18 protein-coding genes are annotated in these 23,835 nt (G+C 67.9%); 10 read left to right on the top strand and 8 right to left on the bottom strand.

Features of this window, described 5'->3' with window-relative positions; all coding sequences use genetic code 11:
• Window positions 1–211: 211 nt before the first annotated feature.
• From RYM47_RS17445 to RYM47_RS17420, 6 genes are read right to left on the bottom strand one after another with little or no spacing between them, the layout of a single operon-like run.
• Window positions 212–943: a fimbria/pilus periplasmic chaperone gene (locus RYM47_RS17445; RefSeq protein ID WP_315389562.1), complete on the bottom strand. Its 732-nt coding sequence runs from the start codon at window positions 941–943 to the stop codon at window positions 212–214.
• Window positions 922–1,227 (bottom strand): hypothetical protein, encoded by a 306-nt coding sequence (locus RYM47_RS17440; RefSeq protein WP_315389561.1) that lies wholly within the window; start codon window positions 1,225–1,227, stop codon window positions 922–924. The genes RYM47_RS17445 and RYM47_RS17440 overlap by 22 nt, the downstream gene beginning before the upstream one ends.
• Before the next feature lie 38 nt (window positions 1,228–1,265).
• A complete protein-coding gene (locus RYM47_RS17435) occupies window positions 1,266–2,306 on the bottom strand; it encodes a spore coat U domain-containing protein (protein WP_315389559.1) in 1,041 nt (346 codons plus the stop codon).
• Window positions 2,303–4,645: a fimbria/pilus outer membrane usher protein gene (locus RYM47_RS17430; protein ID WP_315389597.1), complete on the bottom strand. Its 2,343-nt coding sequence runs from the start codon at window positions 4,643–4,645 to the stop codon at window positions 2,303–2,305. The genes RYM47_RS17435 and RYM47_RS17430 overlap by 4 nt, the downstream gene beginning before the upstream one ends.
• Window positions 4,646–4,691: 46 nt before the next feature.
• Complete coding sequence (locus RYM47_RS17425; RefSeq protein WP_315389558.1) at window positions 4,692–5,447, bottom strand: molecular chaperone; 756 nt, start codon at window positions 5,445–5,447, stop codon at window positions 4,692–4,694.
• An 8-nt stretch (window positions 5,448–5,455) separates the two neighbouring features.
• Complete coding sequence (locus RYM47_RS17420; protein ID WP_315389557.1) at window positions 5,456–5,989, bottom strand: spore coat protein U domain-containing protein; 534 nt, start codon at window positions 5,987–5,989, stop codon at window positions 5,456–5,458.
• Between the two features lie 236 nt (window positions 5,990–6,225).
• Here RYM47_RS17420 and map point away from each other — a divergent pair, with 236 nt between their 5' ends.
• From map to dapE, 6 genes are all read left to right on the top strand, one after another.
• A complete protein-coding gene (map, locus tag RYM47_RS17415; protein ID WP_315389555.1) occupies window positions 6,226–7,002 on the top strand; it encodes a type I methionyl aminopeptidase in 777 nt (258 codons plus the stop codon).
• A gap of 2 nt (window positions 7,003–7,004) precedes the next feature.
• Window positions 7,005–9,644: a [protein-PII] uridylyltransferase gene (locus RYM47_RS17410; RefSeq protein ID WP_315389554.1), complete on the top strand. Its 2,640-nt coding sequence runs from the start codon at window positions 7,005–7,007 to the stop codon at window positions 9,642–9,644.
• Window positions 9,644–10,714, top strand: a complete 1,071-nt coding sequence (gene dapD / locus RYM47_RS17405) for a 2,3,4,5-tetrahydropyridine-2,6-dicarboxylate N-succinyltransferase (RefSeq protein WP_315389552.1) — start codon at window positions 9,644–9,646, stop codon at window positions 10,712–10,714. Before RYM47_RS17410 ends, dapD begins: the two co-directional genes overlap by 1 nt.
• Window positions 10,715–10,872: 158 nt before the next feature.
• A complete protein-coding gene (locus RYM47_RS17400; protein ID WP_315389550.1) occupies window positions 10,873–12,519 on the top strand; it encodes a hypothetical protein in 1,647 nt (548 codons plus the stop codon).
• Window positions 12,520–12,603: 84 nt separating this feature from the next.
• Complete coding sequence (locus tag RYM47_RS17395; RefSeq protein WP_315389548.1) at window positions 12,604–12,966, top strand: arsenate reductase; 363 nt, start codon at window positions 12,604–12,606, stop codon at window positions 12,964–12,966.
• A complete protein-coding gene (dapE, locus tag RYM47_RS17390) occupies window positions 12,963–14,093 on the top strand; it encodes a succinyl-diaminopimelate desuccinylase (RefSeq protein WP_315389546.1) in 1,131 nt (376 codons plus the stop codon). Before RYM47_RS17395 ends, dapE begins: the two co-directional genes overlap by 4 nt.
• 31 nt (window positions 14,094–14,124) lie before the next feature.
• Here dapE and RYM47_RS17385 read toward each other — a convergent pair whose 3' ends face one another.
• Complete coding sequence (locus RYM47_RS17385) at window positions 14,125–14,808, bottom strand: pentapeptide repeat-containing protein (RefSeq protein ID WP_315389544.1); 684 nt, start codon at window positions 14,806–14,808, stop codon at window positions 14,125–14,127.
• A 1,205-nt stretch (window positions 14,809–16,013) separates the two neighbouring features.
• On the opposite strand from RYM47_RS17385, the gene asnB reads away from it, so the two are divergent.
• Both asnB and RYM47_RS17375 read left to right on the top strand, forming a co-directional pair.
• Complete coding sequence (asnB, locus tag RYM47_RS17380) at window positions 16,014–17,705, top strand: asparagine synthase B (RefSeq protein WP_315389542.1); 1,692 nt, start codon at window positions 16,014–16,016, stop codon at window positions 17,703–17,705.
• A gap of 54 nt (window positions 17,706–17,759) precedes the next feature.
• Entirely contained in the window at window positions 17,760–19,145 is a 1,386-nt protein-coding gene (locus RYM47_RS17375; protein WP_315389540.1) for a cation:proton antiporter, read from the top strand.
• 39 nt (window positions 19,146–19,184) lie between these two features.
• On the opposite strand, the gene RYM47_RS17370 is transcribed toward RYM47_RS17375, so the two are convergent.
• Complete coding sequence (locus RYM47_RS17370; RefSeq protein WP_315389538.1) at window positions 19,185–21,530, bottom strand: penicillin acylase family protein; 2,346 nt, start codon at window positions 21,528–21,530, stop codon at window positions 19,185–19,187.
• 125 nt (window positions 21,531–21,655) lie between these two features.
• On the opposite strand from RYM47_RS17370, the gene bfr reads away from it, so the two are divergent.
• Complete coding sequence (bfr, locus tag RYM47_RS17365) at window positions 21,656–22,144, top strand: bacterioferritin (RefSeq protein ID WP_315389537.1); 489 nt, start codon at window positions 21,656–21,658, stop codon at window positions 22,142–22,144.
• Between the two features lie 959 nt (window positions 22,145–23,103).
• Entirely contained in the window at window positions 23,104–23,577 is a 474-nt protein-coding gene (locus RYM47_RS17360) for a hypothetical protein (protein WP_315389535.1), read from the top strand.
• Window positions 23,578–23,835 lie beyond the last annotated feature (258 nt).

Here is a 23,835-nt window from a genome sequence, read left to right as displayed (position 1 = left end):
CAATACTCCTGATAGGGAACCGGCCGCCACGGGTAATAGATGGGCGGTCCGCCGCAAGGCGGGAGGTTCCGGGGTTTGGCTTCCCTGTCGCTTCCGTGTCCGAACTCCTCGCGGAGCACCCCGGCACGGATATGGGCGGCAGGTGTGGATTCACCGGTGACGTCCGGTGTTGACGGGTCCTGGCGCACAGGGCGCCGAGGAATCCGGACGATTATAGCCCGGCCGGCGTTCCCGTTGCAATTGAAGGGGCCTGGCCCTCCAGGACCTGGGCGGCCTGGTCGCCGATGCGCGCGCTGAAACGCCCGCCCCGGTAGGCCTCGGCGGTCCCCGGCAACACCCAGCGCCGGGTCTGCCCGGCCAGCACGTAACCGGCCAGCCCGGGCAGGATCGGCCGTGTCTGGCCATTGGCCGCGACCCAGGCCAGGTCGGCGAGCCGGGCGTGCCGGGCCCCGCCATTGTAAAGCTCCAGCACGGCCGGTTCGCCCTCATCCAGCAGCCTCACCGCCAGCATCGGCGCCGCGGAGACTGCAGCGCCGGCGACGAACACCGGCAGCGACACCTGCACCGGCGGGTTGTCCGGCCCTGCCCGGAGCAGCAGCCGGTAGCCCTGTTCGGCTGCTGGCGCAGGCCCCAGCCGTACGACCCGCACCCGTTGCCGCCCATGCGCCGGCAGCTGCAGCTCGGCCGGACTGACCGCCAGCTCGGCGGCGGGTCGCAGCAGTTCCTCGTGCGTGGTCTGTTCCCAGGCATACAGCTGCGCCTGGCCGGCCCACGGCTGCGCACTGTCGTTGTACAGCCACAGCTCGGCGTGGGCCTGGCCCGGGGCAAGCTCGACGCGCAGCGGCGACACTTCCAGTGCCTGCGCTGTGCCACCCAGCAGCATCGCCGCCAGCAGTCCGCCCAGCTGAAGGCGGCGCGTGCTCAGAACGTGATGGTCTGCCATGCGCGCGGCAGCTGCCCGCCCTCCGCTGGGGGCGTCAATGCCTGGACCTGTTGCGGCGGTGGCATCCGGGTGTCGCTGCGCTGATGCGCCGTAGCGCAGGTGGACGCGCCGTCCCCTGCCGGCAGCCGGCAGGCGTCGATCACCCGCAGATGCATGCGCAGCCCGGCAGCGCCCGCCGCCGGTGTCCTTCCCGGCGGCGTCCCGTCCTGTGCGGCCGCCGGCAGCGAGACCGCGACAAGCACGGCCAGCTGGAGGGCGGTAACAAGGTGGCGACGGAAAGTCATGCCAGCCTTATCGGCCACGCCGCGTCGGACTTTATCCCTCAGTAGGTGATCGTCACCTTGATCTGGTCGCTGTAGTTGCCCGCCGCCACGGCACCGGTGCTCGGGGGCGCGCGCCCGTACACGGTCAGGGTCTGGGCCGCGCCGGTCCCGGTACCCGAGACCAGGTCGACATTGGCGGTGCTGCCCCAGCGCTGGGTACGCGTGCTTTCCCGGTACAGCTCATACGGGATGAACCACGCCGGATTGGTGTCGTGCCGCATCCGCCGGATCGTGCCGTTGGCATACAGGCCGTTGTCCAGCGCGACGGTGTAGGCGGTGCGGTTGATGCAGGTCAGCCCGATCGTCGAGGTGCGGTCGATGTTGCTGGCAATCGCGCCCGCATTGCTGCCGAAGTCCATGTCGGTGGTGACGTAGGCACTGCACTGCGGCAGCACGTTGGCAGTGACCGTGAACGGAAAACCGCCGGTCGCCACCTTGTTGCCGGTCACCCCGGCCACGGTATTGCAGGCCGGTGGCGCGGTCGCGGTACCCAGCAACACCTCGTTGAAAGCGTACTGGAGGCGCACATCGCCGCCACTGAAGGCACTGCTGTAGGCCCCGGCCGACAGGGTCTGCCCGGCCGGGATGCGGCCGTAGATGGTCACCGACACCGCGCCGCTGCCGCCGGTCAGCAGCCGCACGTTGTAATTCAGGTCCACCACCTGCGGTCCTGGCGTGGTGCCCGGGGTCAGGCCCCAGATCGTGCTGTAGGCCGAGCTGGTGAACAGCTGGTAGTTCATCGGGTCGCCGCTCGGATTCGTCATCCGCCGCAACGGCGAGATCGTGGCCCCCGTAGTGCCCACGCCAATTCCGAGGCAGGCGCGCACCGAGGCGGTCGCCAGCAGGCTCAGCGCGGTGGTAGTGCAGGTGATGGTGAAGGTAGTGGTGGTGAACACCGGGGCTGCGGCGGCATTGGCGACATTGCCGAACGCAGCCGTGACCGGCGTGGTCGTGGTGCAGGTGGTATCGGCGCGCGCTGCGCCACCGGCCACCAGTCCGGCCAGGCCCAGCAGCAGCGCGAGCAGCAGGCGGGTGCTCATGGCGTGCGCGCCGGCTGACAGCGCAGCGGGCCCAGCCTGAGCGGTGCGCTGCCTGGCGCCGCAGTCAGCGGCAGCTCGACCGAGCACGGACCGTCCTCGGTATCCACCTGCAGCGGACCCGCGCCCGGCAGGTCCTCCAGGTAGACCTCGCCGTCGTAGCCCACCGGCGCGCTGCGCTGGCCGGGCAGGCGTACCTGGCTGCCGGCTGCCAATGGCTGGTCCTGCGCGTCGTGCAGCACCAGGGTGATGGCGCGGGTGCGGCGCAGGCCGAAGTCCACGCCCAGGCCGGCACTCTGGCGCGGCGTGACCTGGGTATCCACGCGGTCGGCACGCAGGTCGGCGGGCAGGTCCAGGGTGTCGATCGAGATCCGGTTGCGCTGCCAGGACAGCAAAGGTGTCACCAGCAGCAGGCCGTTCTCGTCGGTGACCCCGATCGGGCGGTTCTCCAGCCGCACCGGCACCCCGCCGAAGCCGTCGGTGGAGACCACCGCAAAGGCGTCCGGCACCTCGCGCGCGGCAAACACGTGGCCGCTCATCCAGACCAGGCTGCCGCTCGCATTGGCGTAGGCAAAGCTGGAATCGCCCTGGCGGGCCGCGCCCAGCGAGTACCGGCCGACCCGGTTCAACCAGCCCACCTCGGCCAGTCCGCCGGTGCCGTCGTCGCCGTGCCGCGCCTGCGCGCGCCAGCCGAAGCCGCCTTCGCTGCCGTCACCGGGTACCGGCTTGGACACGTCCACGGTGTACAGCATGCGGTCGCCGTTGCGTTGCGCGGCCACGCTGCTCTGGCGGTTCTGGCCGAGGCTGGCGGTGATCGAGACGTACACGCTGCGGTCGGCGCGTTTATCCAGGTTCTGGTTGAACGAGACATACGCCGACCAGCGTTCGGAAAACGTGCGGTTCCAGAACACGCTGGCGTAGCGGCGGTCCTCGTCGTCGGGGTAGGACAGGCGCAGGTAGCTGGCGCTCAATGCGCCGCCCCGGCCCAGGCTGGCACCGGCGGTGACCTGGTCGGTGACATCCGGCGGCAGCGCGCCCTGCAGGCTGCCCAGGTCCTGGAACTGCCCGTGGGTACGCAGCGTGGACGCATTGACGTTGAAGACACGGTTGTTCCAGCTGTAGCCCAGCGCCCATTGGCCGCCGTCGCGCCCGTCGCGGCGGCTGCGGGCGTAGGACGCATTGAGCACGCCGGCCATCCCCAGCTGCCACCAGCCACCGGCACCGGCACTGGCCACGCCGCCGCCACCTTCGGCATGCAGCTCGGCGGTGAAACGGTTGCTCACCCCGCGACGCCAGGTGGCGCTGCCCACCGTCGCGTCGTCGTAGGAGAAGGAGCGGATGCCATAGTCGCGGCGCATCCGGCCGACCCCGGCCGACCAGTCCGAAAGGCCCTCGGCCAGGAGCTGCTGGGTGCCGTAAAACGAAAAATCCAGGGTCTGCATGCGCCCGTAGGCGTCGGTGATCACCACCTGCGCATTGCCGGTACCGCTGATCCCCGGCTGTGCGCCGAGCTGGAACGGACCCACTGGGACTTCCCCGTTGTACTGGCGCAGGCCATCGACGTAGAGCTCGACCGTGGAAGGCACCACCGCTTCACCGAGGAAGCTGGGGGTGGGGGTCAGCACGCGGTACGGCTGCAGGCCGTAGTTGCGTCCGATCTGGATGCCGCCCATGCGCACCGGTCGGCTCCAGTCGACGAAGCCGCTGAAGAAGTCGCCCACGGTCAACGTCAATGCGCTGTCGGGGAAATCCAGCTGCCAGGCGCTGTCCAGCCGCACGCTTTCGCCGCGCCAGTCGCGCTCGCTGTCCTGGAAGGTGCGCAGCAACTGGGTGCTGCGCAGGACGCCGCGGCCGAGGCCGAACACGCGCCATTCGGTGGTCAGGGCCAGGTTGCCGGCGTCCTCGTTCTGGCTTGCATAAACGTCGTAATTGACCAGTGCACCCGGCGAGGCGCTCGCGGTGGGCGTAGTGGGCAGGGCCTGGCCCAGCTCGGTGGTCGGAAGCGACAGCTGCTCCAGCGGCACCTCCAAAGCCAGGGTCTGCAGGCCGGCGTCGTAGCGCACCACCACGCCGCTGATCTGCGCCAGCGGCACCGGTGCGTCGCCGCGCGCGCCGAAGCCCAGCTGGCGCAGTACCGCCGGGTCCGCGCGCAACTGGCCGCCCAGTTCGGTGAACGGCAGCAGCCCGCGCGGGCTGCCATTGAGGGTCACCTCCAGGTACAGCGTCTGCGGCGCGGTCAGCGGGGTCGGGGCAGGCAGCATCACGTCATCGGCGGCGAACGCCCCGATGTCTGCGCCACTGTCCAACGGTGCGTCGGCGGCACGGGCCGCGCCGGCCAGCATTCCAGACGAGACCGCGCCGGCAGCCAGGGCGACGCGCATGCAGGCCTCAGCGAGCCGGTGGCGTCGGAGACAGTGGCGTGGCTTGCGAGGCGCCATTGATCTTTGCCGAAAGGGTGGCGCCTGACAGGCGACCGGCGGCGATGTCCAGCGGCCAGCGCATGGTCTGCCCGCCAAGGACGTAGCCGACCAGGCCGGGCTGGAAGATCTGCGGCCTCTCCAGCGTACCGACCGCCAGGTCGGCGAGCTGGGCATAGCCGGTGCCACGGTTGTGCACTTCCAGCACCGGCTTGCCGTCGGGCGGGGTCAGCACCGTGGCCTGCAGGTCGGGCGCGGTGGTGGCGCTGCCCTCCGGCTGCACGAACACCGGCAACGAGTAGCGCAGTACGAACTGCATCCCTTGGCGGTTGGGGTCGAGTTTGGGCACTTCGTCCACGATCACCCGATAGGACAATTGCGTGGAAGGGGGTTGCGGCACCGCGCGCACTACGCGGATCAGCTGCTGCTGCCCGGCCGCCAGTGCCTGCATCGGCGGACTCACCACCAGGTCGGTGGTCGGCTCCAGTTCGTCGCGGCCGTTCTGCTGGACCCAGCGGAACACCCGGGCCTGGACGTCCACAGGCTCGGTGCCGCTGTTGCTGATCCACAGCGCTTCGGCGTTCTGCCGGGCACCGAGCTGCAGCGAGGTCGGCGCGACCTGCAGGCTGGCCGCGTGCGCATGTGGCAGCGCAAGCGCTGCCGCCAGGACGCCGGCGCACAGCTTCGCCGTGGAGCGCTCCGCGCCCCCCCGTATGAGCTGGTACATGGCGACCCTCAGTAGGTGATGGTGGCGGTGACCGTGTCCTGGTAGTTACCCGTCGCAGCGTTGTTCACGCTGGGATTGGCGACCTGGCCGTAGACCGGGTAGGCCTGGGCCAGGCCTGTGCCGACCCCGGCCACGGTATTGGTGCCGGCCGTGGCGCCCCAGACCGTGGTCCGCGTGGGGTTGGAGTACAGCTGGTAGCCGACGAAATTATTGGTGGTCACCGTGGTGTCGGTGTTGCGCATGCGGCGCGTGGTGACGTCATTGGCCGTACCCGCATTGGAGCCGGCATTCAGCGCGATGGTGTACGGGGTCAGCGCCGAACACTGGGCGGTGACCGAGCCCTGCGCGTTGATCGGCGTGGTCGCCGTGGACAGGGCCGAGCCGAAGTCGACATCGGTGGCCGCCGCAGCCGTGATCGTGCATGCCTTGGTGATGATCAGGCGCACGTTGAAGGTGGTGGTATCGGCCGCAAGGGCCGGAGATGCCAGGGCAACGAGGCCAAGGCCGAACAGCAGGGGACGCGGGGCGCGAAGGAATCGCATGGTCTTCTCCTTGGACGGGGGGCCTGGATGAACGGTTCGATGCCGGCGTACTGCAGGGGGAGGGCGCCAGGGGCGGCGCTGGGTTCGTTATAAAAGCAGCGCTGTAGGCGAGATGTGACGGAAATTGGCCAGTTTTCACAGTTTTTACGTTCCGGGCCCGCCAGACCCGAACCTGCGCTGTCAGCGTTCCAGCGGCTTCCGTTCAGAATGGCCCCGGATCGGCGATAATGGCCGCCATGAGCGTGAATCTGAAAACCCCCGAGGAAATCGAACTGATGCGCGTCGCCGGCCGCCTGGCCAGCGAAGTGCTCGACATCGTCACCCCGTACGTCAAGCCGGGCGTGACGACCGAAGAGCTCGACCGCATCTGCCACGACCACATCATCAACGTGCAGAAGGCCACCCCGGCCAACGTCGGCTACCGGGGCTTCCCGAAGACGGTGTGCACGTCGGTCAACAACGTCATCTGCCACGGCATCCCGAGCGAAGCCAAAGTCCTGAAGGACGGCGACATCGTCAATATCGACGTCACCGTGATCAAGGACGGCTGGCACGGCGACACCAGCCGCATGTACTTCGTCGGCACCCCTTCGACGATGGCCAAGCGCCTGGTCGACACCACCTACCAGGCGATGTGGGCCGGCATCCGTGCGGTCAAGCCGGGCGCGACCCTGGGCGACATCGGCCATGCGATCCAGTCGCTGGCCGAAGGCGAGCGCTTCAGCGTGGTGCGCGAGTACTGCGGCCACGGCATCGGCAAGGTCTATCACGACGAGCCGCAGGTGGTGCATTACGGACGTCCGGGCCAGGGCCTGGTGCTGCAGCCGGGCATGACCTTCACGATCGAGCCGATGATCAACGAGGGCACCCGCTACAACAAGGTGCTGCCGGATGGCTGGACCGTGGTGACCAAGGACCGCAAGCTGTCGGCACAGTGGGAGCACATGATCGCGGTCACCGAGACCGGCGTGGACGTGCTGACCCTGTCGCCGGGCGAGTCGCAGGTCTCCTGAAGATGCTGCCGGCGAGTTCGCTGCTGGACACGCCGGCCGCGTCGCTCAACGACCCGGATTGGGCTGCTGCCGCGCGCCAGGCGCTGCAGCAGGCCGACGCGCGCCTGTACCGCCGCTTCGACCAGGGCGACAACATCGAGCGCCTGCTGGCGCTGCGCGCGCGCGCGGCCGACCACCTGATCCGCCTGGCCTGGCAGCGCTGCATTCCGGCCGACGCCGGGTTGGCGCTGTTCGCGGTCGGCGGCTACGGCCGCGGCGAACTGTTCCCGCGCTCGGACATCGACCTGCTGGTGTTTGGCCCGACGCAGGCGCAGCGCGCCCATGAAACCGCGCTGGCGCGCCTGTTCGCGCTGCTCTGGGACTGCGGCCTGCCGGTCAGCCACGCGGTGCGTTCGGCGCACGAGTGCGTGCAGGCCAGTGCCGACCAGACCGTGCTGACCGCCCTGATCGAATCGCGGCCGCTGGTGGCCGATGACGCCGCTCGCCAGGCACTGAAGCAGGCGGTCAACAGCGACGGCCTGTGGCCGCCGCGCGAATTTTTCCTGGCCAAGCGTGACGAGCTGCTGGCACGCCACCAGCGCTTCGGCGATACCGCCGACAACCTGGAGCCGGACATCAAGGACGGCCCAGGCGGCCTGCGCGATCTCAACACGCTGGGCTGGATGGCGCTGCGCGCCTTCGGTGTGCGCGAACTGGAAGCCCTGGTCGGCCTGGGCCACCTGGGGGCCGACGAAGCCGTGGCACTGCGCCGCGAACGCTGCGCGCTGGCGCAGCTGCGCTTTGGCCTGCACCTGGTCGCCAACCGCCCGGAAGAACGCCTGCGCTTCGACTACCAGAAAACCCTGGCTGCCCGGCTGGGCTTCGTCGACGACGTGGAAAGCCTGGCGGTCGAAAAGATGATGCAGGGCTTCTACCGCAGCGCCACCGTGGTGCGGCGGATCAGCGACCGGCTGCTGCAGCGGTTCGAGGAACAGTTCGACGGCGAAGCCGTGCCCGAGCCGGTCAGCGTGGGCTTCTCGCTGCGCCGTGGCTACCTCGCCGCGAATGATCCACAGTGGCCGCAGGGCGACATCGAACAGGTGTTCGCGCTGTTTTCCAGTTGGGCGTACAACCCCGACGTGCGCGGACTGCATTCGTTGACCGCGCGCGCGCTGGCCGAAGCGCTGGGCGAGCTGCCTGCATACACCGACGCCAGCCCCGCCGCGCGTGAGCAGTTCATGGCTTTGCTGCGCAGCCCGCGCGCGGTCGACACGCTGGCGCGCATGGCACGGCTGGGCGTCCTGGGGCAGTGGATTCCCGCGTTCGCGCAGGTGTCCGGGCGCATGCAGTTCGACCTGTTCCATGTGTACACCGTCGATCAGCACACGCTGATGGTCCTGCGCAACATGGGCCTGTTCGCGACCAGCCGCGCCGACGAACGCTTCTCCATCGCGCACGAAGTCTGGCCGCGCCTGCGCAAGCCGGAACTGCTGCTGCTGGCCGGGCTGTTCCATGACATCGCCAAGGGCCGTGGTGGCGACCATTCCGAACTGGGCAAGGTCGACGCGCGTGCGTTCTGCCAGGCGCATGGGCTGGGCAGCTCGGACACCGAGCTGGTGGCCTGGCTGGTCGAGCAGCACCTGCGCATGTCGGTGACCGCGCAGAAGCAGGACATTTCCGACCCGGACGTGATCCACCGCTTCGCCACCCTCGTGGGCAGCCGGGACCGGCTGGATTACCTGTACCTGCTGACCTGCGCCGACATCGCCGGGACCAGTCCCAAGCTGTGGAATACCTGGAAGGACCGGCTGCTGGCTGACCTGTACTTCGCTGCGCGCCGTGCGCTGCGCGACGGACTGGAAAACCAGATGCCGGCCGCCGAACGCGTGCTCGAGGCCCGCGAAACGGTGCGCGCGCTGGTCCGCGAACGCGGCTATGACGACGCCACCATCGACCGCCAGTTCACCGTGATGCCGGACGAAAGCTTCATCCGCCTGCGCCCGGAGCAGCTGGCCTGGCAGGCCGCCGCGCTGGTGCCGGTCAAGCAGGGCCAGACCCTGGTCAAGGTCCGCCGGATCACCGCCGATGACGACGCGTTGGAGGTATTCGTGCATTCGCCCGACCGCGACGGCCTGTTCGCCGCGATCGTGATGACCCTGGACCGCAAGGGCTATGGCATCCACCGCGCGCGCGTGCTCGACGGTCCGGTCGACACCATTTTCGATACCTTCGAAGTGACCCCGGCCGACAGCTTCGCCGACGGCGACGCGCCGCGCCTGGAAGCGGCGCTGCGCGACGCGCTGGCGGGCGACCTGTCCCAGCTGCGTCCCTCGCGCCGGGTGGTGCCGCGCCAGCTTCGCCACTTCCGCTTTGCCCCGCGCATTGAGTTCCGCGACGCCAACGACAACGACACCGGCGGCACCCGCTTCAGCCTGGTCGCGCCCGACCGCCCCGGGCTGCTGGCCGACGTCGCCTTCGTGCTGCGCAACCAGGGCCTGCGCGTGCACGACGCGCGCATTGCCACGTTCGGCGAGCGCGCCGAAGACATGTTCGTGATCAGCGATGAGCACGACCGCCCCCTGACCGAAACCGCCAGGCAGCAGCTGCGCGACGCGATGCTGGCCTGCCTGGACCCTGATCGAAAAGCCGGAGACCCCCACTGATGGCCACCAAGCCTGCCAAGAAGACTGCCGCGAAGACTGCGGCGGCCCAGAAGACTGCTGCCGCACCTTCGCCCGCGAAGAAGACCGCTGCGAAGAAGACCGCGCCGGTCGCGAAGAAGGCCGCCGCGGCAAAGAAGGCGCCGGCGAAGAAGGCGGTCGCCAGCAGCGCCGCTGAAACGGCCGCCAGGCGCGCCGAAACCATCGCCCGCAAGTCGCTGCGCAAGCCGACTACGCCGGGCGTGGAAGAGCTGAAATTCGGCATCGAAAGCGCGTTCGAGCGCCGTGCCACGCTGACCCTGCATGAGATCGAAGGCTCGACCAAGCCGCTGGTCGGGCGCGTCATCGACGGCCTGGAAACCGGCGAATTCCGCGTGGCCGAACCTGACGGCCATGGCGGCTGGAAGGTCAACGAGTGGTTGAAGAAGGCCGTGCTGCTGTACTTCCGCGTCAACGACATGGCGGTGGTCGATGCGCGCCCGGCGCCGTTCTGGGACAAGGTCGAGTCGCGCTTCGCCGGCTTCGACGAGGCGAAGTTCCGCCGTGCCGGCGTGCGCGTGGTGCCCGGTGCGATCGCGCGCCGCGGCAGCTACTTCGGCAAGGACGTGGTGCTGATGCCCAGCTTCACCAACATCGGTGCGTACGTAGGCGAAGGCACGATGGTCGACACCTGGGCCACGGTCGGTTCGTGCGCGCAGATCGGCAAGCACTGCCACCTGTCCGGCGGTGCGGGCATCGGCGGCGTGCTGGAACCACTGCAGGCCAGCCCGACCATCATCGAAGACCACTGCTTCATCGGCGCGCGTTCGGAAGTGGTGGAAGGTTTCGTGGTCGGCCACCACAGCGTGATCGGCATGGGCGTGTTCCTCGGCCAGAGCACGCGCGTGTACAACCGTGCCACCGGCGAGATCAGCTACGGTTCGGTGCCGCCGTACAGCGTGGTGGTGTCCGGCCAGCTTCCCTCCAAGGACGGATCGCACTCGCTGTACTGCGCGGTGATCGTCAAGCAGGTCGACGCCAAGACCCGCAGCAAGACCAGCGTCAACGAGCTGCTGCGCGGCCTGGCCGACTGAGCCGGTGACGCAATCGGGGCATCGTTTCGATGCCCCGTGACGCTTCCGCCACGCGCACTGCGTTGGCTTCGCAAACCGCGTCACAGCTTGAATCGTCCATCGCCCTGGTCGCGCTGGGGCGTGGCTATGCTGCCGTTTTCCCGGCAGAAGAGGCCCTCATGGAGCGACTCGGCAATACCGTATCGGTAATCCACCATGCGTACTCCCCGCAGTTCTCTGCCATGGCCGAACAGGGCAGGGCGGTACCGCAGGAGGTGTTCAACGCATCCGGCTTCCAGGGCATGCCCATCGTGCCGGTGGGCGAGCACTGCGTACGCCTGACCGAGGCGGACTACCTGGTCTCTGCGCTGTACCAGAAAATCGCCAAGGCCGGCGAGCTTTCCACCCTCAATGCCGATCTTCAAACGCTCCGCCGCATCCTGGCCGGGAGCGTCGGCGCAGACGACAGCGACAGCGACGCTCCGCAGCGCGTTTCCAACATCTACCTGGGCAAGGCGTTGAACATCCTGTGCCAGCTGGTGCGCAGGCGCGGCGAGGTGGACTGCGACAGCACGCTGCTGCTGGCGGCGGCGCGCAATGCGATCCTGGCGATCCGCGCCCGGCAGGATTTCACCCTGGAAAATCTCAGCGTGATCATGTTCCACCTCGGGGAGCTGATCAATCATCCGAAGCTGCAGACCCTGTGCGGCCGTGCCATCACCCGGCACCTGCTGCCGATCTTCGAGTCGAAGCTGCACGAGCTTCCAGAGCACGCGGTAACCGGCAGCTGCCTGGCGTTCGGGCTGGTCAGCGCGCTTCGCGCCTCCGAACACCAGATGGTTCGCCCGTTGGACGGGGTGTTGCCGCGCCCGGCTGCCGACACGCTGCTGCTGAAGGTACCCGGACTGCTGCGGACGCAGCCGGACCTGCTGGTCCATTGGGAAAGTCGCACGCTGGCATTGGTCGCCAAGTACGGCGTGCAGTACCTGCGGCGGTTGGGCCAACTCGGGCGCGGCCAGTGCCAGAAGGTGGCGGTGGACACCTTGCAGCTCAATGCGGCGAAGGCGCTCAAGCCGATCATCGACGAGGCACGCCTGCCGTCGCGGGGGGTGTGGGACCAGCGCGATGGCGAGTTCCATGGGTTCGGCCCTGAGAAGCAGCTGAAGGACTACCTGGCATACAGCACCCACTACTACTGCGAATGGCTGGCCCGGCAGCAGGCATGGGTGCAGGACCTGGTGGCCCTCCAGGAAGCGGCGCGAGGACCGCTTCCGGACAACCCGCACAACGGGCGCAACTTCGCCGAGGTGGCGCGCACCGGCGTGATCTTCGCGCCGACCGCGACCGCGACGTCAAGCCCTGCTGCAGGAGCGCCCGCAGCTCAGGTGCTGCGGTTGTCGTCAGCTGAAAACGACGTCTGGATGCCGCCCTCGGAACTGGCCGGCTTCAGCCAGGCGGCCGGCAGGCTGCTGCGCCTCAACGAAGCGGCGGACCGCCATGACCGCGAAGAGGCCGTAGCGGCCACCAATGCCCTGGTCGTGGCGATCGTGTCCGGCAGGATCACGCTGGATCACGCCGCGCGCGTGCAGATGCTGCTGGACATGGATGGCGTATGCATGCGGTTGCACCTGGCCGACCCGTTCGATGCGCCGCAGTACGAGCACCAGCTGGAAGGCATGTGCGCCTTCATGTCCTCGGAACTGAGCCTGCTCGTGGACCGGATGGGGCGTCCGCTGATCGGCAACGCCGTCGCGTTCAAGACCGGGCTGTCGAGCTGGCAGCGCACGCTGCTGAACGAGCTCAACAAGCCCGTGGGCGAGGACTGATGGATGCGGAATGAATGACCGTGGCGCGAGGCTATACTCGCTGGCGTGCACCCTGTCGGCCCCCAGCATGAGTACCTGTCCGCGATGACCACCACCCTTTACGGCCTCAAGAACTGCGACACCTGCAAGAAGGCCACCAAGTGGCTCGACCGTTTCCAGGTGGCATATACCTTCGTCGACTACCGCGAGCACACCCCCAGCCCGGAAACGCTGGTCGACTGGGCGGCGCAGGCCGGTGGGTTCCCGGCGCTGGTCAACCGTTCGTCGACTACGTGGCGGCAGTTGCCTGAGAACCGCAAGGCCGCTGCATCGGACGCGGAATGGAAGCTGCTGCTGCGCGAGCATCCGCAGCTGATCAAGCGGCCGGTGGTGGTCACCGACGATGGCGTGATGAGCCAGGGCTTTTCCGACAACGGTTTCAAGCAGCGTTTTGGAGTGGGCGCGTGAACGACGTCGTTGCGCTCACCTGCGACCTGATCGCACGCGCGTCGGTCACCCCGGATGATGCCGGGTGCCAGGCGCTGCTGGCCGGGCGCCTGCAGCGTGCCGGCTTCCAGTGCGAGCACCTGCGCCTGGGCGAGGTCGACAACCTGTGGGCCACGCACGGGCAGGGCGCGCCGGTGCTGGTGCTGCTGGGTCACACCGACGTGGTGCCGAGCGGTCCGGTCGAGGCGTGGACGAGCGACCCGTTCGACCCGCAGATCCGTGACGGCGTGTTGTACGGGCGCGGCGCGGCCGACATGAAGGGCAGCGTAGCGGCGTTCGTGGTGGCCGCCGAGCAGTTCGTGGCGGCGCATCCCCGGCACGCCGGCACGCTGGCGGTACTGCTGACCAGCGACGAGGAAGGCGACGCGATCGACGGCGTGCGCCGGGTGGCAGACCTGTTCCGCGAGCGCGGCCAGGCCATCGACTGGTGCATTACCGGCGAACCGTCGTCGACGGCGGTGCTGGGCGACCTGTTGCGGGTCGGTCGGCGCGGGAGCCTGTCGGCGACGCTGACAGTGCAGGGCGTGCAGGGCCACGTGGCGTATCCGCACAAGGCGCGCAATCCCATCCATCTGGCCGCAGCGGCGTTGGCGGAGTTGACCGCGCGGGAGTGGGACGACGGCTATGAGAGTTTCCCGCCGACCAGCCTGCAGGTGTCCAACATCCATGCGGGCACGGGGGCCAACAATGTGATCCCGGGCGAGCTGCAGGTGCTGTTCAACCTGCGCTACAACCCGCACTGGAACGCGGAGGCGCTGGAGCAGGAGATCACGGCGCTGCTGGACCGCCATGGGCTGGAATACCGGTTGAAGTGGCACCGCAGCGGCGAGCCGTTCTACACGCCGGAGGGCACGCTGCGCCAGGTGGCGCGCGAGGTGCTGGGCGAGTTCGCGGGCGCGCCGCCGGAAGAGAGCACCGGCGGCGGCACCTCGGACGCGCGCTTCATCGCGCCGCTGGGCGCGCAGTGCATCGAGGTGGGTCCGGTCAATGCCAGCATCCACCAGGTAGATGAGAACGTGTCGGTCGCGGACCTCGAGGCGCTGCCAGCACTTTACCAGCGCCTGATAGAGCGCCTGCTGACCCGGTAGTGCCGGGCTCTGCCCGGCTGCACCCAAACCGTCACGCCACAATCAACCCAAACTCCGCCAACGCAGCGGCAGCCTGCCGCTGCGAAATCACCGCCTTCTTGAAGTGCTTGGCGTCCATCACGTTGAGCCCGGTGATGTCCGCGCCCCGAAGGTCAGCGCCCTCAAACCGGGTCAACCGGGTCTGCGCATTGCGCAGGCTGCCGCCTTCGAACACCGCATCGCGAAAGTCGCAGCCTGACAGTTCGGCATCGGAGAAATCCATCCCGACCAGTTCGGCCTTGCGGAACGAAAGCCCGCGCAGGTCGGCGCTGACCAGCAGGCAGTCGCGGAATTCCAGCGCCCAGCCGGTCACTTCCTGCAGGTGCGCACCGGTCAGTTTGCAGTCCTCGAAGCGCACCGACGACAGCGTCGCGCGGCGCCAATGACTGTTGTTGAGATCGCAGTGCGAGAAGCGCGCATCGCTCAGCAGGGCCGAACTGAAATCGCACTGCCCGCCACGACACTTGGTCCACTGGGTTTCCTCCAGCGACGCGGCCAGCCAGGACGCACCGGCGACCGAGCAGCGCACAAACTGGAACCCATCCATGTCCAGCCGCGAAAAATCGCCGTCGTCGAAGGTGCAGTCCTCGAATACAGCTGCGCGCGGATGTGCCGCAACAATCGCCTGCATGCGCGCACGACCGATCGTTTCGTCGCGGAAAGTAGTGATGTCCATGGCGCGCATTGTCGACCATCACCGAATTGCAATGCAGTCTTGTTGACCGCTGAAATCTGTGTACAACACGGCTGCCTGCGCGCTCACGCGCATAGAGCCGGGCTCTGCCCGGCCGCGCCTGATTGCATGCGATCACCTGGTGCCGGGCTGCGCCCGGCTTCATGCATTGAGGAGAACAGCCCGGGTCTGAGGGGTTTCCCTGGCTTGGGCCGTCGGGGGTGGGTTGGTGGGGGACGCCGTGAATCCGTCCATGGAGGCTAAGTCGCGGCTTGCTCGTGTGCGCTGTCCTGCGCACACGGCAAGACCGGGGTTGGGCTCCTGCCCAACCCGTCGGGCGCATGCGCCCGACCCATGCCGCTCATTCCCCCACCAACCCACCCCCGACGGCCCTTCGATAGTTCGTCGCGGGCCATGGGAAACGCTGGTGTACCGACCGGTGGTCGGCACGATTGCGCTCGGGTTGGCCTACTGCGGACACGCGTGGCGTGTCACCACGCGGATGGTTCGCGTGCGACGCGAGGCTCGGTAGGGTTGGTTCCCAAACAACCGCCGTGAACAAACCAACGTGCGGTGACGCAAGAGAATTGAACGCAATGATTTGTCGGCCAGCGGCCGACGTCGGCGTTTCCCATGCTCACCGACGCACTATCGGAGGGTCGGCGGGGGTAGGTTGGCGGGGGAATGAGCCGCATGGATGCGGCGACTTAGCCTCCATTGACGGATTCACGGCGTCCCCCGCCAACCTACCCCCGCCGGCCCTGACCAGGGAACAGTTGCAGCCCACGGCTATTCGCCTGAATCCAACAGCAGCCGGGCAGAGCCCGGCTCCACGGATCGCGTGCAATCCACAGGATCCCAGACAATCTGCGTGTCCGGGCAGGGCAGGCGGTCAAACCACCCGCGCCGTTCAGTTGCGACAGCAACTGTTGCACTCCCCCGGAAACAGCGCTACGGTCGACCCATGTCCTCGCTCCTGGCCACCGCCGTCAACAACACCAACCGCAATAATCTGCGCGCGAATAATCGTGCGCGGCCGATGCGGGACTGCGACCAGGGCTAGAACAAGCAACACACGCCCGGACCCCAGAAAACCCGCATCGGCCGATGCGGGTTTTTTGTTTTCCGGGTGCAGGTCAGGCCCGGGATCGGTGGCCGGTCGAATGCAGCCGTTACGTGTATTCCCCCAACCTCAAGGAGCTGTTCCCATGTGTTCGATCTTCGGAATGTTCGGCCTGCAGGCCGGCGATGACCTCACCGTCCTGCGCCGCCATGCGCTCGACCTGTCCCAGCGCCAGCGCCATCGCGGTCCCGACTGGAGCGGCGTGTACGTCGACGACGGCGCCATCCTCGTCCACGAACGCCTGGCCATCGTCGACCCCGCCGGCGGCTCCCAGCCGCTGCTCTCCGAAGACGGCAGCCTCGCCCTCGCCGTCAACGGCGAAATCTACAACCACCGCGAACTCAAGGCCGAACTCGAACAGCCCTACGCCTTCCAGACCGGCTCCGACTGCGAAGTGATCAACGCCCTGCACCAGCAGGACAGCCCGGCCTCCTTCCTCAACCGCCTCAACGGCATCTTCGCCTTCGCCCTGTGGGACCGCGCCAAGCAGCGCGTCCTGATCGCGCGCGACCCCATCGGCGTCGTGCCCCTCTACTGGGGCCATGACAAGGACGGCCGCCTGCTGGTCGCCTCCGAACTGAAATCGCTGGTCGACACCTGCGCCGACGCCGCCCAGTTCCCGCCCGGCCACTGGTACGACAGCGCCACCGACACCCTCACCCGCTATTACGAACGCCCCTGGCGCGACTACGCCGCCGTCGAAGGCGTCGAGGCCGACCGTGCTGCCCTCCGCGAAGCCTTCGAGCGCGCCGTCCACCGTCAGCTGATGACCGACGTCCCCTATGGCGTGCTCCTGTCCGGCGGCCTGGATTCTTCGCTCGTCGCCGCCGTCGCCGCCCGCTACGCCCGCCACCGCATCGAAGACGGCGACCAGAGCGAAGCGTGGTGGCCGCGCCTGCACTCCTTCGCCATCGGCCTGAAAGGCTCGCCCGACCTGGCTGCCGCCGCCATCGCCGCCGAAGCGCTCGGCACCGTGCACCACGGCTTCGAATACACCTTCGAAGAAGGCCTCGACGCACTGCCCGACGTCATCCGCCACGTTGAAACCTACGACGTCACCACCATCCGCGCTTCCACCCCCATGTTCCTGCTCGCCCGCCGGATCAAGGCCATGGGCGTCAAGATGGTGCTCTCCGGCGAGGGCAGCGACGAGATCTTCGGCGGCTACCTGTACTTCCACAAAGCGCCCAACGCCCGCGAATTCCATGAAGAACTGGTGCGCAAGCTCGACGCGCTCAACAACTACGACTGCCTGCGCGCCAACAAGTCGATGATGGCCTGGGGCGTCGAGCCGCGCGTCCCGTTCCTCGACCGCGAATTCCTCGACGTGGCCATGCGCATCGACGCCCGCCACAAGATGGTCGGGCAGGGCGGCGACAGTAAGCGCCGGATCGAAAAAGCTGTCCTGCGCGAAGCGTTCGAAGGCTACCTGCCGGACTCCATCCTGTGGCGGCAGAAAGAGCAGTTCAGCGACGGCGTCGGCTACGGCTGGATCGACGGACTCAAGGCGCATGCCGAAGCCCAGATCAGCGACCGGGTGATGGCCGCGGCCGACAAGCGCTTCGTGCACAACCCGCCGCAGACCAAGGAAGCCTATTACTACCGCCACGTGTTCGAGCAGTACTTCCCCAGCCAGGCCGCCGCCGAAACCGTCCCGGGCGGCAAGTCGATCGCCTGCTCGTCGCCGGCCGCCATTGCATGGGATGCCAGCTTCGCCGCCATGGCCGACCCCTCCGGGCGCGCCGTTGCCGGCGTGCATGAGCAGGCCCTGGCGTAACCCCGGCCACTGGCCGGGTCCACCGGTTACCATTCCCCTTTCATGCATTGGGGAATGTTCATGGATGCACAGACCGGAGGCAGCGTGCCGCGGATGAAATGGGGCTGGCAGTACCTCGCCTGGGCCGGTGTCCCGCTGCTGATCGGCCTGGCCCTGGCCCGCTACGCGGGACCGGAGCTGCCGGCCGTTGCGGCCAAGGCCGAACCGGTGGTGGGCAGCGACTGGGCCCACCATCTGGCCTCGCCACTGGGCCTGTTCCTGCTGCAGCTGCTGGTGCTGTTGGTCGTGGCCAAGGGCGCAGGCGCGCTGCTGAAGCGTCTGCGCCAGCCGGCGGTGATCGGTGAAATGGCGGCCGGCCTGATGATGGGCCCGCTGGTGCTTGGCAGCCTGCTGCCGGGCCTGCACGGTGCCCTGTTCCCGGCCAGCTCGCTGGGGCCGCTGGGCATGCTCAGCCAGCTCGGCGTGCTCATGTTCCTTCTGGTCGCCGGCGCAGAACTCGATCTGGGCGGCCTCCGTGGCCGCCGTCGTTTCGCCTTCACCGTCAGCCACGCCGGCATCGCCGTGCCGTTCGTGCTCGGCGTGCTGCTGGCGATCTGGCTGTATCCCGAACACGGTCCGACAGGCGTCGGCTTCACCGCATTCGCGCTCTTCGTCGGCATTTCGCTGAGCATCACCGCGTTCCCCGTGCTGCTGCGCATCCTCGCCGACCGTGGCATCAGCCAGACCCCACTGGGCCAGACCGCCATCGCCTGCGCCGCGCTGGGCGATGCCACTGCGTGGTGCCTGCTGGCATTGATCGTGGCCGCCGCGCAGGCCGCCGGCTGGGTGCCCGCGAGCCTCAGTCTGCTGTGCGTGGTGGTGTTCATCGCGTTGATGCTGGGCGTGGTCAAGCCGTGGTTCTCGCGCCAGCAGATCCGCCCGGGCAGCGAAGGGCGCTGGCTGCTGGGCATGCTGCTGCTCTCGCTGGCCAGCGCGTTGGTGACCGAAGTGCTGGGTATCCACGCCCTGTTCGGCGCGTTCGCCGCCGGCGTAGCGGTGTCGTCCAACGCGCAGCTGCGCCACCTGCTGATGGCGAAGGTGGAGCCGTTCGCGGTGACCCTGCTGCTGCCGCTGTTCTTCGCCATGACCGGCTTGCGCATGCGCGCCGACGCGTTGCAGACCAGCGACCTGCTGCTGTGTGCGGTGGTGATCGCGCTGGCCACGGTAGGCAAGCTGCTGGGCACCTGGAGTGCGGCACGCAGTGCCGGCATGGACAGCCACGAGGCCTGGAAGCTGGGCGCGTTGATGAACACCCGGGGCCTGATGGAACTCATCGTGCTCAACCTGGGCTACGAGCTGGGCTTCCTGGGCGACCGTCTGTTTGCGGTGCTGGTGATCATGGCGCTGGTGACTACGGCGATGACCGGGCCGTTGATGAACCTGCTGGAGCGTCGGCGCTGACGCGCAGCCGGGCAGAGCCCGGCTCTACGGCCATCGGCATCACTCGCGGGGCGTCAACTTCAACGTGTGCTGCGCCGGCCCAGGCAGGAATGGGGTCGGCTTGCCCTGCACCCAGTCGTCATGCCCCGCGCCCCAGAACGGCGACAACGGGTGGCCGCTCTGGCCGCCCGGCATGTGGATGATGCCGTCGGCTTCGTGCCCCGGCGACACCACCATGCGCTGCGACGCGCCGAAGTTGGGGCCCTGCACGCGCGGCAGGTTGCTGTCGCCGGGCAGGGCATCGGCAGGCATGCACAACCACGGTTTGGCGAAGGCGGGCAGGGCGCGGCTGATCGGATGGCAGATGGCCGCGGTGTTGCGTTCGCCCCAGGTGCGCCCGGCCAGGTCCGGGCCCTGTTCGGCCAGGTCCTTCTCCAGCCCCTTGGCGGTGGCGGCGAGCAGGGACTCCCAGCTCTCGTAAGGCGGTGGCAGCAGGTGTGCCGGTCGCTCGGTGACCAACGGCCACAGCACGCCTTCCAGCTGCGCCATGCGCGGTTCCAGATAGTCCCCGCCGAGTGTCGCCTTCGCCGGCGCCAGCAGGGCGATGGACACCTTGTCCAGCAGCATGCCGCGGAATCCGCGCGCGACACGGTAGCTCACCGAATCGACCGAGGCGCGGCCGTCCCACTGGCGGGTAGCTGCTTCCAGCCGCTTCAGCGCGGGGTCGTCGCTGTGGCTCACCACCTCGCGCATCAGGTGGTACCAGCGCTCCATCAGCACGGCGCGGTCGTCGAGCTGGATCGCCAGCAGATCGCGTTCGGTGAAGCGCTCTTTGGCATGGAGGTCGTCGCGGATCTGATGTCCACGCGCACCGAGGTCGTAGCCGGCGTTGCCGGCGATGGCCAGTTCCGCACCGTCCAGCACGCGACCGTTCGCGGTCCAGAGCCGGTGCGAGGGCGGGTCAACCAACGCAGGTGCGCCGTCGCTGCGGATCGACCACGGCGCGCAGCTGGCCGGCGCGGTGGTGGTGAAGCCGTCCGGTGGACAGTCGGCCGCGCGGTCCGGGCGCGTGCCCAGGAGACGCCAGGCGATGCGGCCGTGGGTGTCGGCCAGCAGCAGGTTCTGGGTGGGAATGCCGGCGCGGTCGGCGATCTTCATCGCATCATCCAGGTCGGCCGCACGCGCCATGTCGGCGAAGTCCAGGCGCACCGCGCCGGGCAGCTGCGCGGTCCAGCGCAGCGCTTCGCCGCTGCCGTCGGCACGCCGGTGCAGGATCGGGCCCCAGGCGGTCTCGCGCACGCTGAAGCGCTCCTCCGGCGCGTTGGCCACGCGGATGCGCTCTTCGTAGACGCGCACGTCAGGTTCGTTGGCCGCCACCGGGCGGAAGTCGGCGGTGTCGATGTAACTGTTGGTGAAGCCCCAGGCCACGTGGCCGTTGCTGCCGACCACGACGGCCGGCAGGCCGGGCAGGGAGAAGCCGCTGACGTCCACCTGGCCGCCGGCGGCGAGCGCATCCGGGTAGCGCAGCCGCACGCGGAACCACAGGCTGGGTGCACGCAGCCCAAGGTGCATGTCGTCGGCGACGATGGCGCGGCCATCGGCGGTCAGCGCGCCGGCCACGGCGAAGTTGTTGCTGCCATGCACGTCGGCTTCGGCGGGCGCTGCGCGGGGCGGTGCCTGGGCGAGGGTGCGCAGGTCCAGCATGTCCTTGCCGGGCAACACAGCATTGCCGCGTGCCTCGCCGAACAGCGGGGCGTCCCATTCACTGCCGTCATGGCTGAGCAGGGCGTACAGGGCCGGCGGTGCAACCTCGCGGATGCGCCGCATGGCCAGTTCGTTCTGGTTGGCGGGGTCCTGCAGGTCGGCATACATGGCCAGCCCGGTGAGGATGGAGTCGGTGCGGGTCCAGGCGGCGGGCTGCTGGCGCAGCAGCAGGTAGGGCCACGGGCGAACGCTCAGGGCGCCCACGCCCTGGTTGACGCCGTCGACATAGGCCTGCAGGACGTCGGCCTGGTCGCCCATGGCCTCGGCCAGGTGGGCGTCGGTACGGGCGCGCAGGCGATGCACGCGCATGCGTTTGTCGACGTCGACGGCAGCGGGTCCGAACAGTTCGGCGAGCTCGCCGGCGGCGGCGCGGCGCATCAGGTCCATTTCGAAGTAGCGTTCCTGGGCGTGCACCATGCCCAGGGCGCGCATGGCATCGGCCTGGCTGGCGGCGTCGATGGTGACTACGCCCAGCGCGTCGCGCTGGATGCTCACAGGGGCCTGCAGGCCGGCCAGGGGAACATCTCCGTCCAGGGTCGCCAGGCTGCCGCGCAGCAGGCCCCAGGCCACGCCAATTGCGACAACCGCTACCACGCCCAGTACCGCACAAGCCCATAGCAACCGCTTCAGCCAACGACGCATGCCGTCTCCCCGACGTCCGTGATGCTCCGATTGTAGGGGCAAGTGCAACTGCAACTGATTCCGATTAGATCACTGGATTTTCAGATGGGGCACCATGCCCGCATTGATTCAGCTGGAGACCCCCCATGAAAGGACATCCCGACGTCATTGCCTGCCTGAAGGAGCTGCTGCGCGGCGAGCTTGCGGCGCGTGACCAGTACTTCATCCATTCGCGTCGTTACGAAGACCAGGGTCTGTTCGCGCTGTACGAGCGACTTAACCACGAGATGGAAGAAGAGACCCAGCACGCGGATGCGCTGCTGCGCCGGATCCTGTTCCTGGGCGGCACGCCGGACATGCGTCCGCACGGTTTCGAGCCGGGCGTGACGGTGGAAGAAATGCTGCAGAAGGACCTGGACACCGAGTACAGCGTGCGCAACAACCTGGCCGCCGGCATGAAGCTGTGCGAGCAGCACCAGGACTACGTGAGCCGCGACATGCTGCTGGTGCAGCTGAAGGACACCGAGGAAGACCACGCCTGGTGGCTGGAGCAGCAGCTGAGCCTGATCAAGCGCATTGGTTTGGCGCTGTACCAGACCAGCAAGATGGAAGCGAAGGGCAACGTCGCGCACTGAGCGTGGCCCGGGCCGCGTCACGCACCACGGGTAGCGTCGGCAATCGGCCCGACGTCGGTAGCGTCGGCCATTGGCCGACCCAGGAAGCCTCACCGCCAGCCAGCCAACGCTCGCCAGCCCTCAGACATCGCCAGCCAGCGTTCGCCAGCCAGCGAGATGCAGAAGAACCGGGGATTCCCCGGTTTTTTTGTGGGCGCTCGGTAGAGCCAGGCCCTGCCTGGCTGCTCTGATTGCATGACATCCGTAGAGCCGGGCTCTGCCCGGCTGCTGTTGGATTCAGGCGAACACCCGTGGTGTGCGCGGTCTCCCTGGTCAGGGCCGTCGGGGGTGGGTTTGCGGGGGACGCCGTGAATCCGTCCATGGAGGCTAAGTCGCGGCATCCATGCCGCTCATTCCCCCGCAAACCCACCCCCGCCGACCCTCCGATAGTGCGTCGGTACCCATGGGAAACGCGGGTGCCGGGCTGTGCCCGGCGGGTATGTCGCTTTCGGATGGAAACTGCGGACACGCGTGGCGTGTCGCTACGCGGTTTGCATGTTTTGATCGACGCGAACGTTGCCGGTTTTCATCGCTTCTGTGATGCGCTGCGCACGGCCAGCATGGGATTTGCGACAGGGATAGGCTGCGTCAACTAAAGCCGCGAAAACCGCAGAAATAAACGATTTCTCTTTGTTTGCGGTCGACTGCAATGTTGTCCGCGGAGTCTACAACCTCCGCAATCAGCAAAAATGATGACTTCCTGTGTCGGGAGTGTGGCTAATACAACACCCTCAACGGGGAATACCCACACCGTTTGCTGATCCGCGGTTGTAGCCTCCCGACGCCTCTCGCCATCCCGGCGAGAGGCCATTCTCTGCAGGAGGTCTACCATGCAAACGCATCGGGCTGACACGCCCTCTGATCGTTCCGCTGCAAACGCCCATCCGTCCGACGATGGCTGCAGTCCTGGAACACCCGCAATGACGCAGGCGGAGAAGGATGACGCCGAATGGCCCGGGGCGGTTCCGGTGATCATGCTGCGCGGCAAATGGCTGCACCGATTGGGATTCCCGCCGCGGTGCCTGATCAGGATTCAGGAGCGCAACGGAGCGATCCTGCTGACGCCTGCCGGGCCCCGATCAAAGCCTCGCTTTGTGGCGCCTTATGACTTTGATACGCAGCCCGACTACACGTTTCTGGAAGACCCACATGTCATCAAGGCGTCGCTCGACAGTGAGCTTCGTTGCCGCTTTCGTGCGGCCGCATGGCGGGTGAAGAAGACACCTTCGTTGTTGCTTCGGTTGTTGATGCAGCGCTATGTGGATGTGGACGAAGATCGATTCTCATTGAGTATGGCGTTGTGGGGACATCCAGAGCGTAGGGCGGCCACGATGGTGGCCCGCGAGCTGGTGCCGCCGAATGAAGAATTGAATTCCGGTCCTCGCTGGTGGTGATCGCCCTTCAGGTTTGCAAGGAGCGAGTACGAAAGCAGCTACCCCGTTTGAAGTTCATGCGTCCCAGCGGCGATCACCGTTATCGGCAGTCGTCTGGGGACCGACTCTACCAAAGCGAGTCCAACGGTCGCGGATACGCGTAGGGACACGCCACGCGTGTCTGCCGTTTCCGACCGCAAACGACCATGTATGGGGGCGGCCGGCGGGTAGCCCCCGGAGAGACGCTAGAAAACATGGATGTTTTCTAGCAGCCCCCAT

The organism is uncultured Stenotrophomonas sp. (assembly GCF_963519125.1).
Lineage (GTDB): Bacteria > Pseudomonadota > Gammaproteobacteria > Xanthomonadales > Xanthomonadaceae > Stenotrophomonas.
This window is presented reverse-complemented; position numbering and strand designations above follow the sequence as displayed.

Coding starts and splice junctions, on each gene's coding strand:
- RYM47_RS17445 (WP_315389562.1), bottom strand. CDS start 943: ATGGCAGACCATCACGTTCTGAGCACGCGCCGCCTTCAGCTGGGCGGA.
- RYM47_RS17440 (WP_315389561.1), bottom strand. CDS start 1,227: ATGACTTTCCGTCGCCACCTTGTTACCGCCCTCCAGCTGGCCGTGCTT.
- RYM47_RS17435 (WP_315389559.1), bottom strand. CDS start 2,306: ATGAGCACCCGCCTGCTGCTCGCGCTGCTGCTGGGCCTGGCCGGACTG.
- RYM47_RS17430 (WP_315389597.1), bottom strand. CDS start 4,645: ATGCTGGCCGGCGCGGCCCGTGCCGCCGACGCACCGTTGGACAGTGGC.
- RYM47_RS17425 (WP_315389558.1), bottom strand. CDS start 5,447: ATGTACCAGCTCATACGGGGGGGCGCGGAGCGCTCCACGGCGAAGCTG.
- RYM47_RS17420 (WP_315389557.1), bottom strand. CDS start 5,989: ATGCGATTCCTTCGCGCCCCGCGTCCCCTGCTGTTCGGCCTTGGCCTC.
- map (WP_315389555.1), top strand. CDS start 6,226: ATGAGCGTGAATCTGAAAACCCCCGAGGAAATCGAACTGATGCGCGTC.
- RYM47_RS17410 (WP_315389554.1), top strand. CDS start 7,005: ATGCTGCCGGCGAGTTCGCTGCTGGACACGCCGGCCGCGTCGCTCAAC.
- dapD (WP_315389552.1), top strand. CDS start 9,644: ATGGCCACCAAGCCTGCCAAGAAGACTGCCGCGAAGACTGCGGCGGCC.
- RYM47_RS17400 (WP_315389550.1), top strand. CDS start 10,873: ATGGAGCGACTCGGCAATACCGTATCGGTAATCCACCATGCGTACTCC.
- RYM47_RS17395 (WP_315389548.1), top strand. CDS start 12,604: ATGACCACCACCCTTTACGGCCTCAAGAACTGCGACACCTGCAAGAAG.
- RYM47_RS17385 (WP_315389544.1), bottom strand. CDS start 14,808: ATGGACATCACTACTTTCCGCGACGAAACGATCGGTCGTGCGCGCATG.
- asnB (WP_315389542.1), top strand. CDS start 16,014: ATGTGTTCGATCTTCGGAATGTTCGGCCTGCAGGCCGGCGATGACCTC.
- RYM47_RS17375 (WP_315389540.1), top strand. CDS start 17,760: ATGTTCATGGATGCACAGACCGGAGGCAGCGTGCCGCGGATGAAATGG.
- RYM47_RS17370 (WP_315389538.1), bottom strand. CDS start 21,530: ATGCGTCGTTGGCTGAAGCGGTTGCTATGGGCTTGTGCGGTACTGGGC.
- bfr (WP_315389537.1), top strand. CDS start 21,656: ATGAAAGGACATCCCGACGTCATTGCCTGCCTGAAGGAGCTGCTGCGC.
- RYM47_RS17360 (WP_315389535.1), top strand. CDS start 23,104: ATGACGCAGGCGGAGAAGGATGACGCCGAATGGCCCGGGGCGGTTCCG.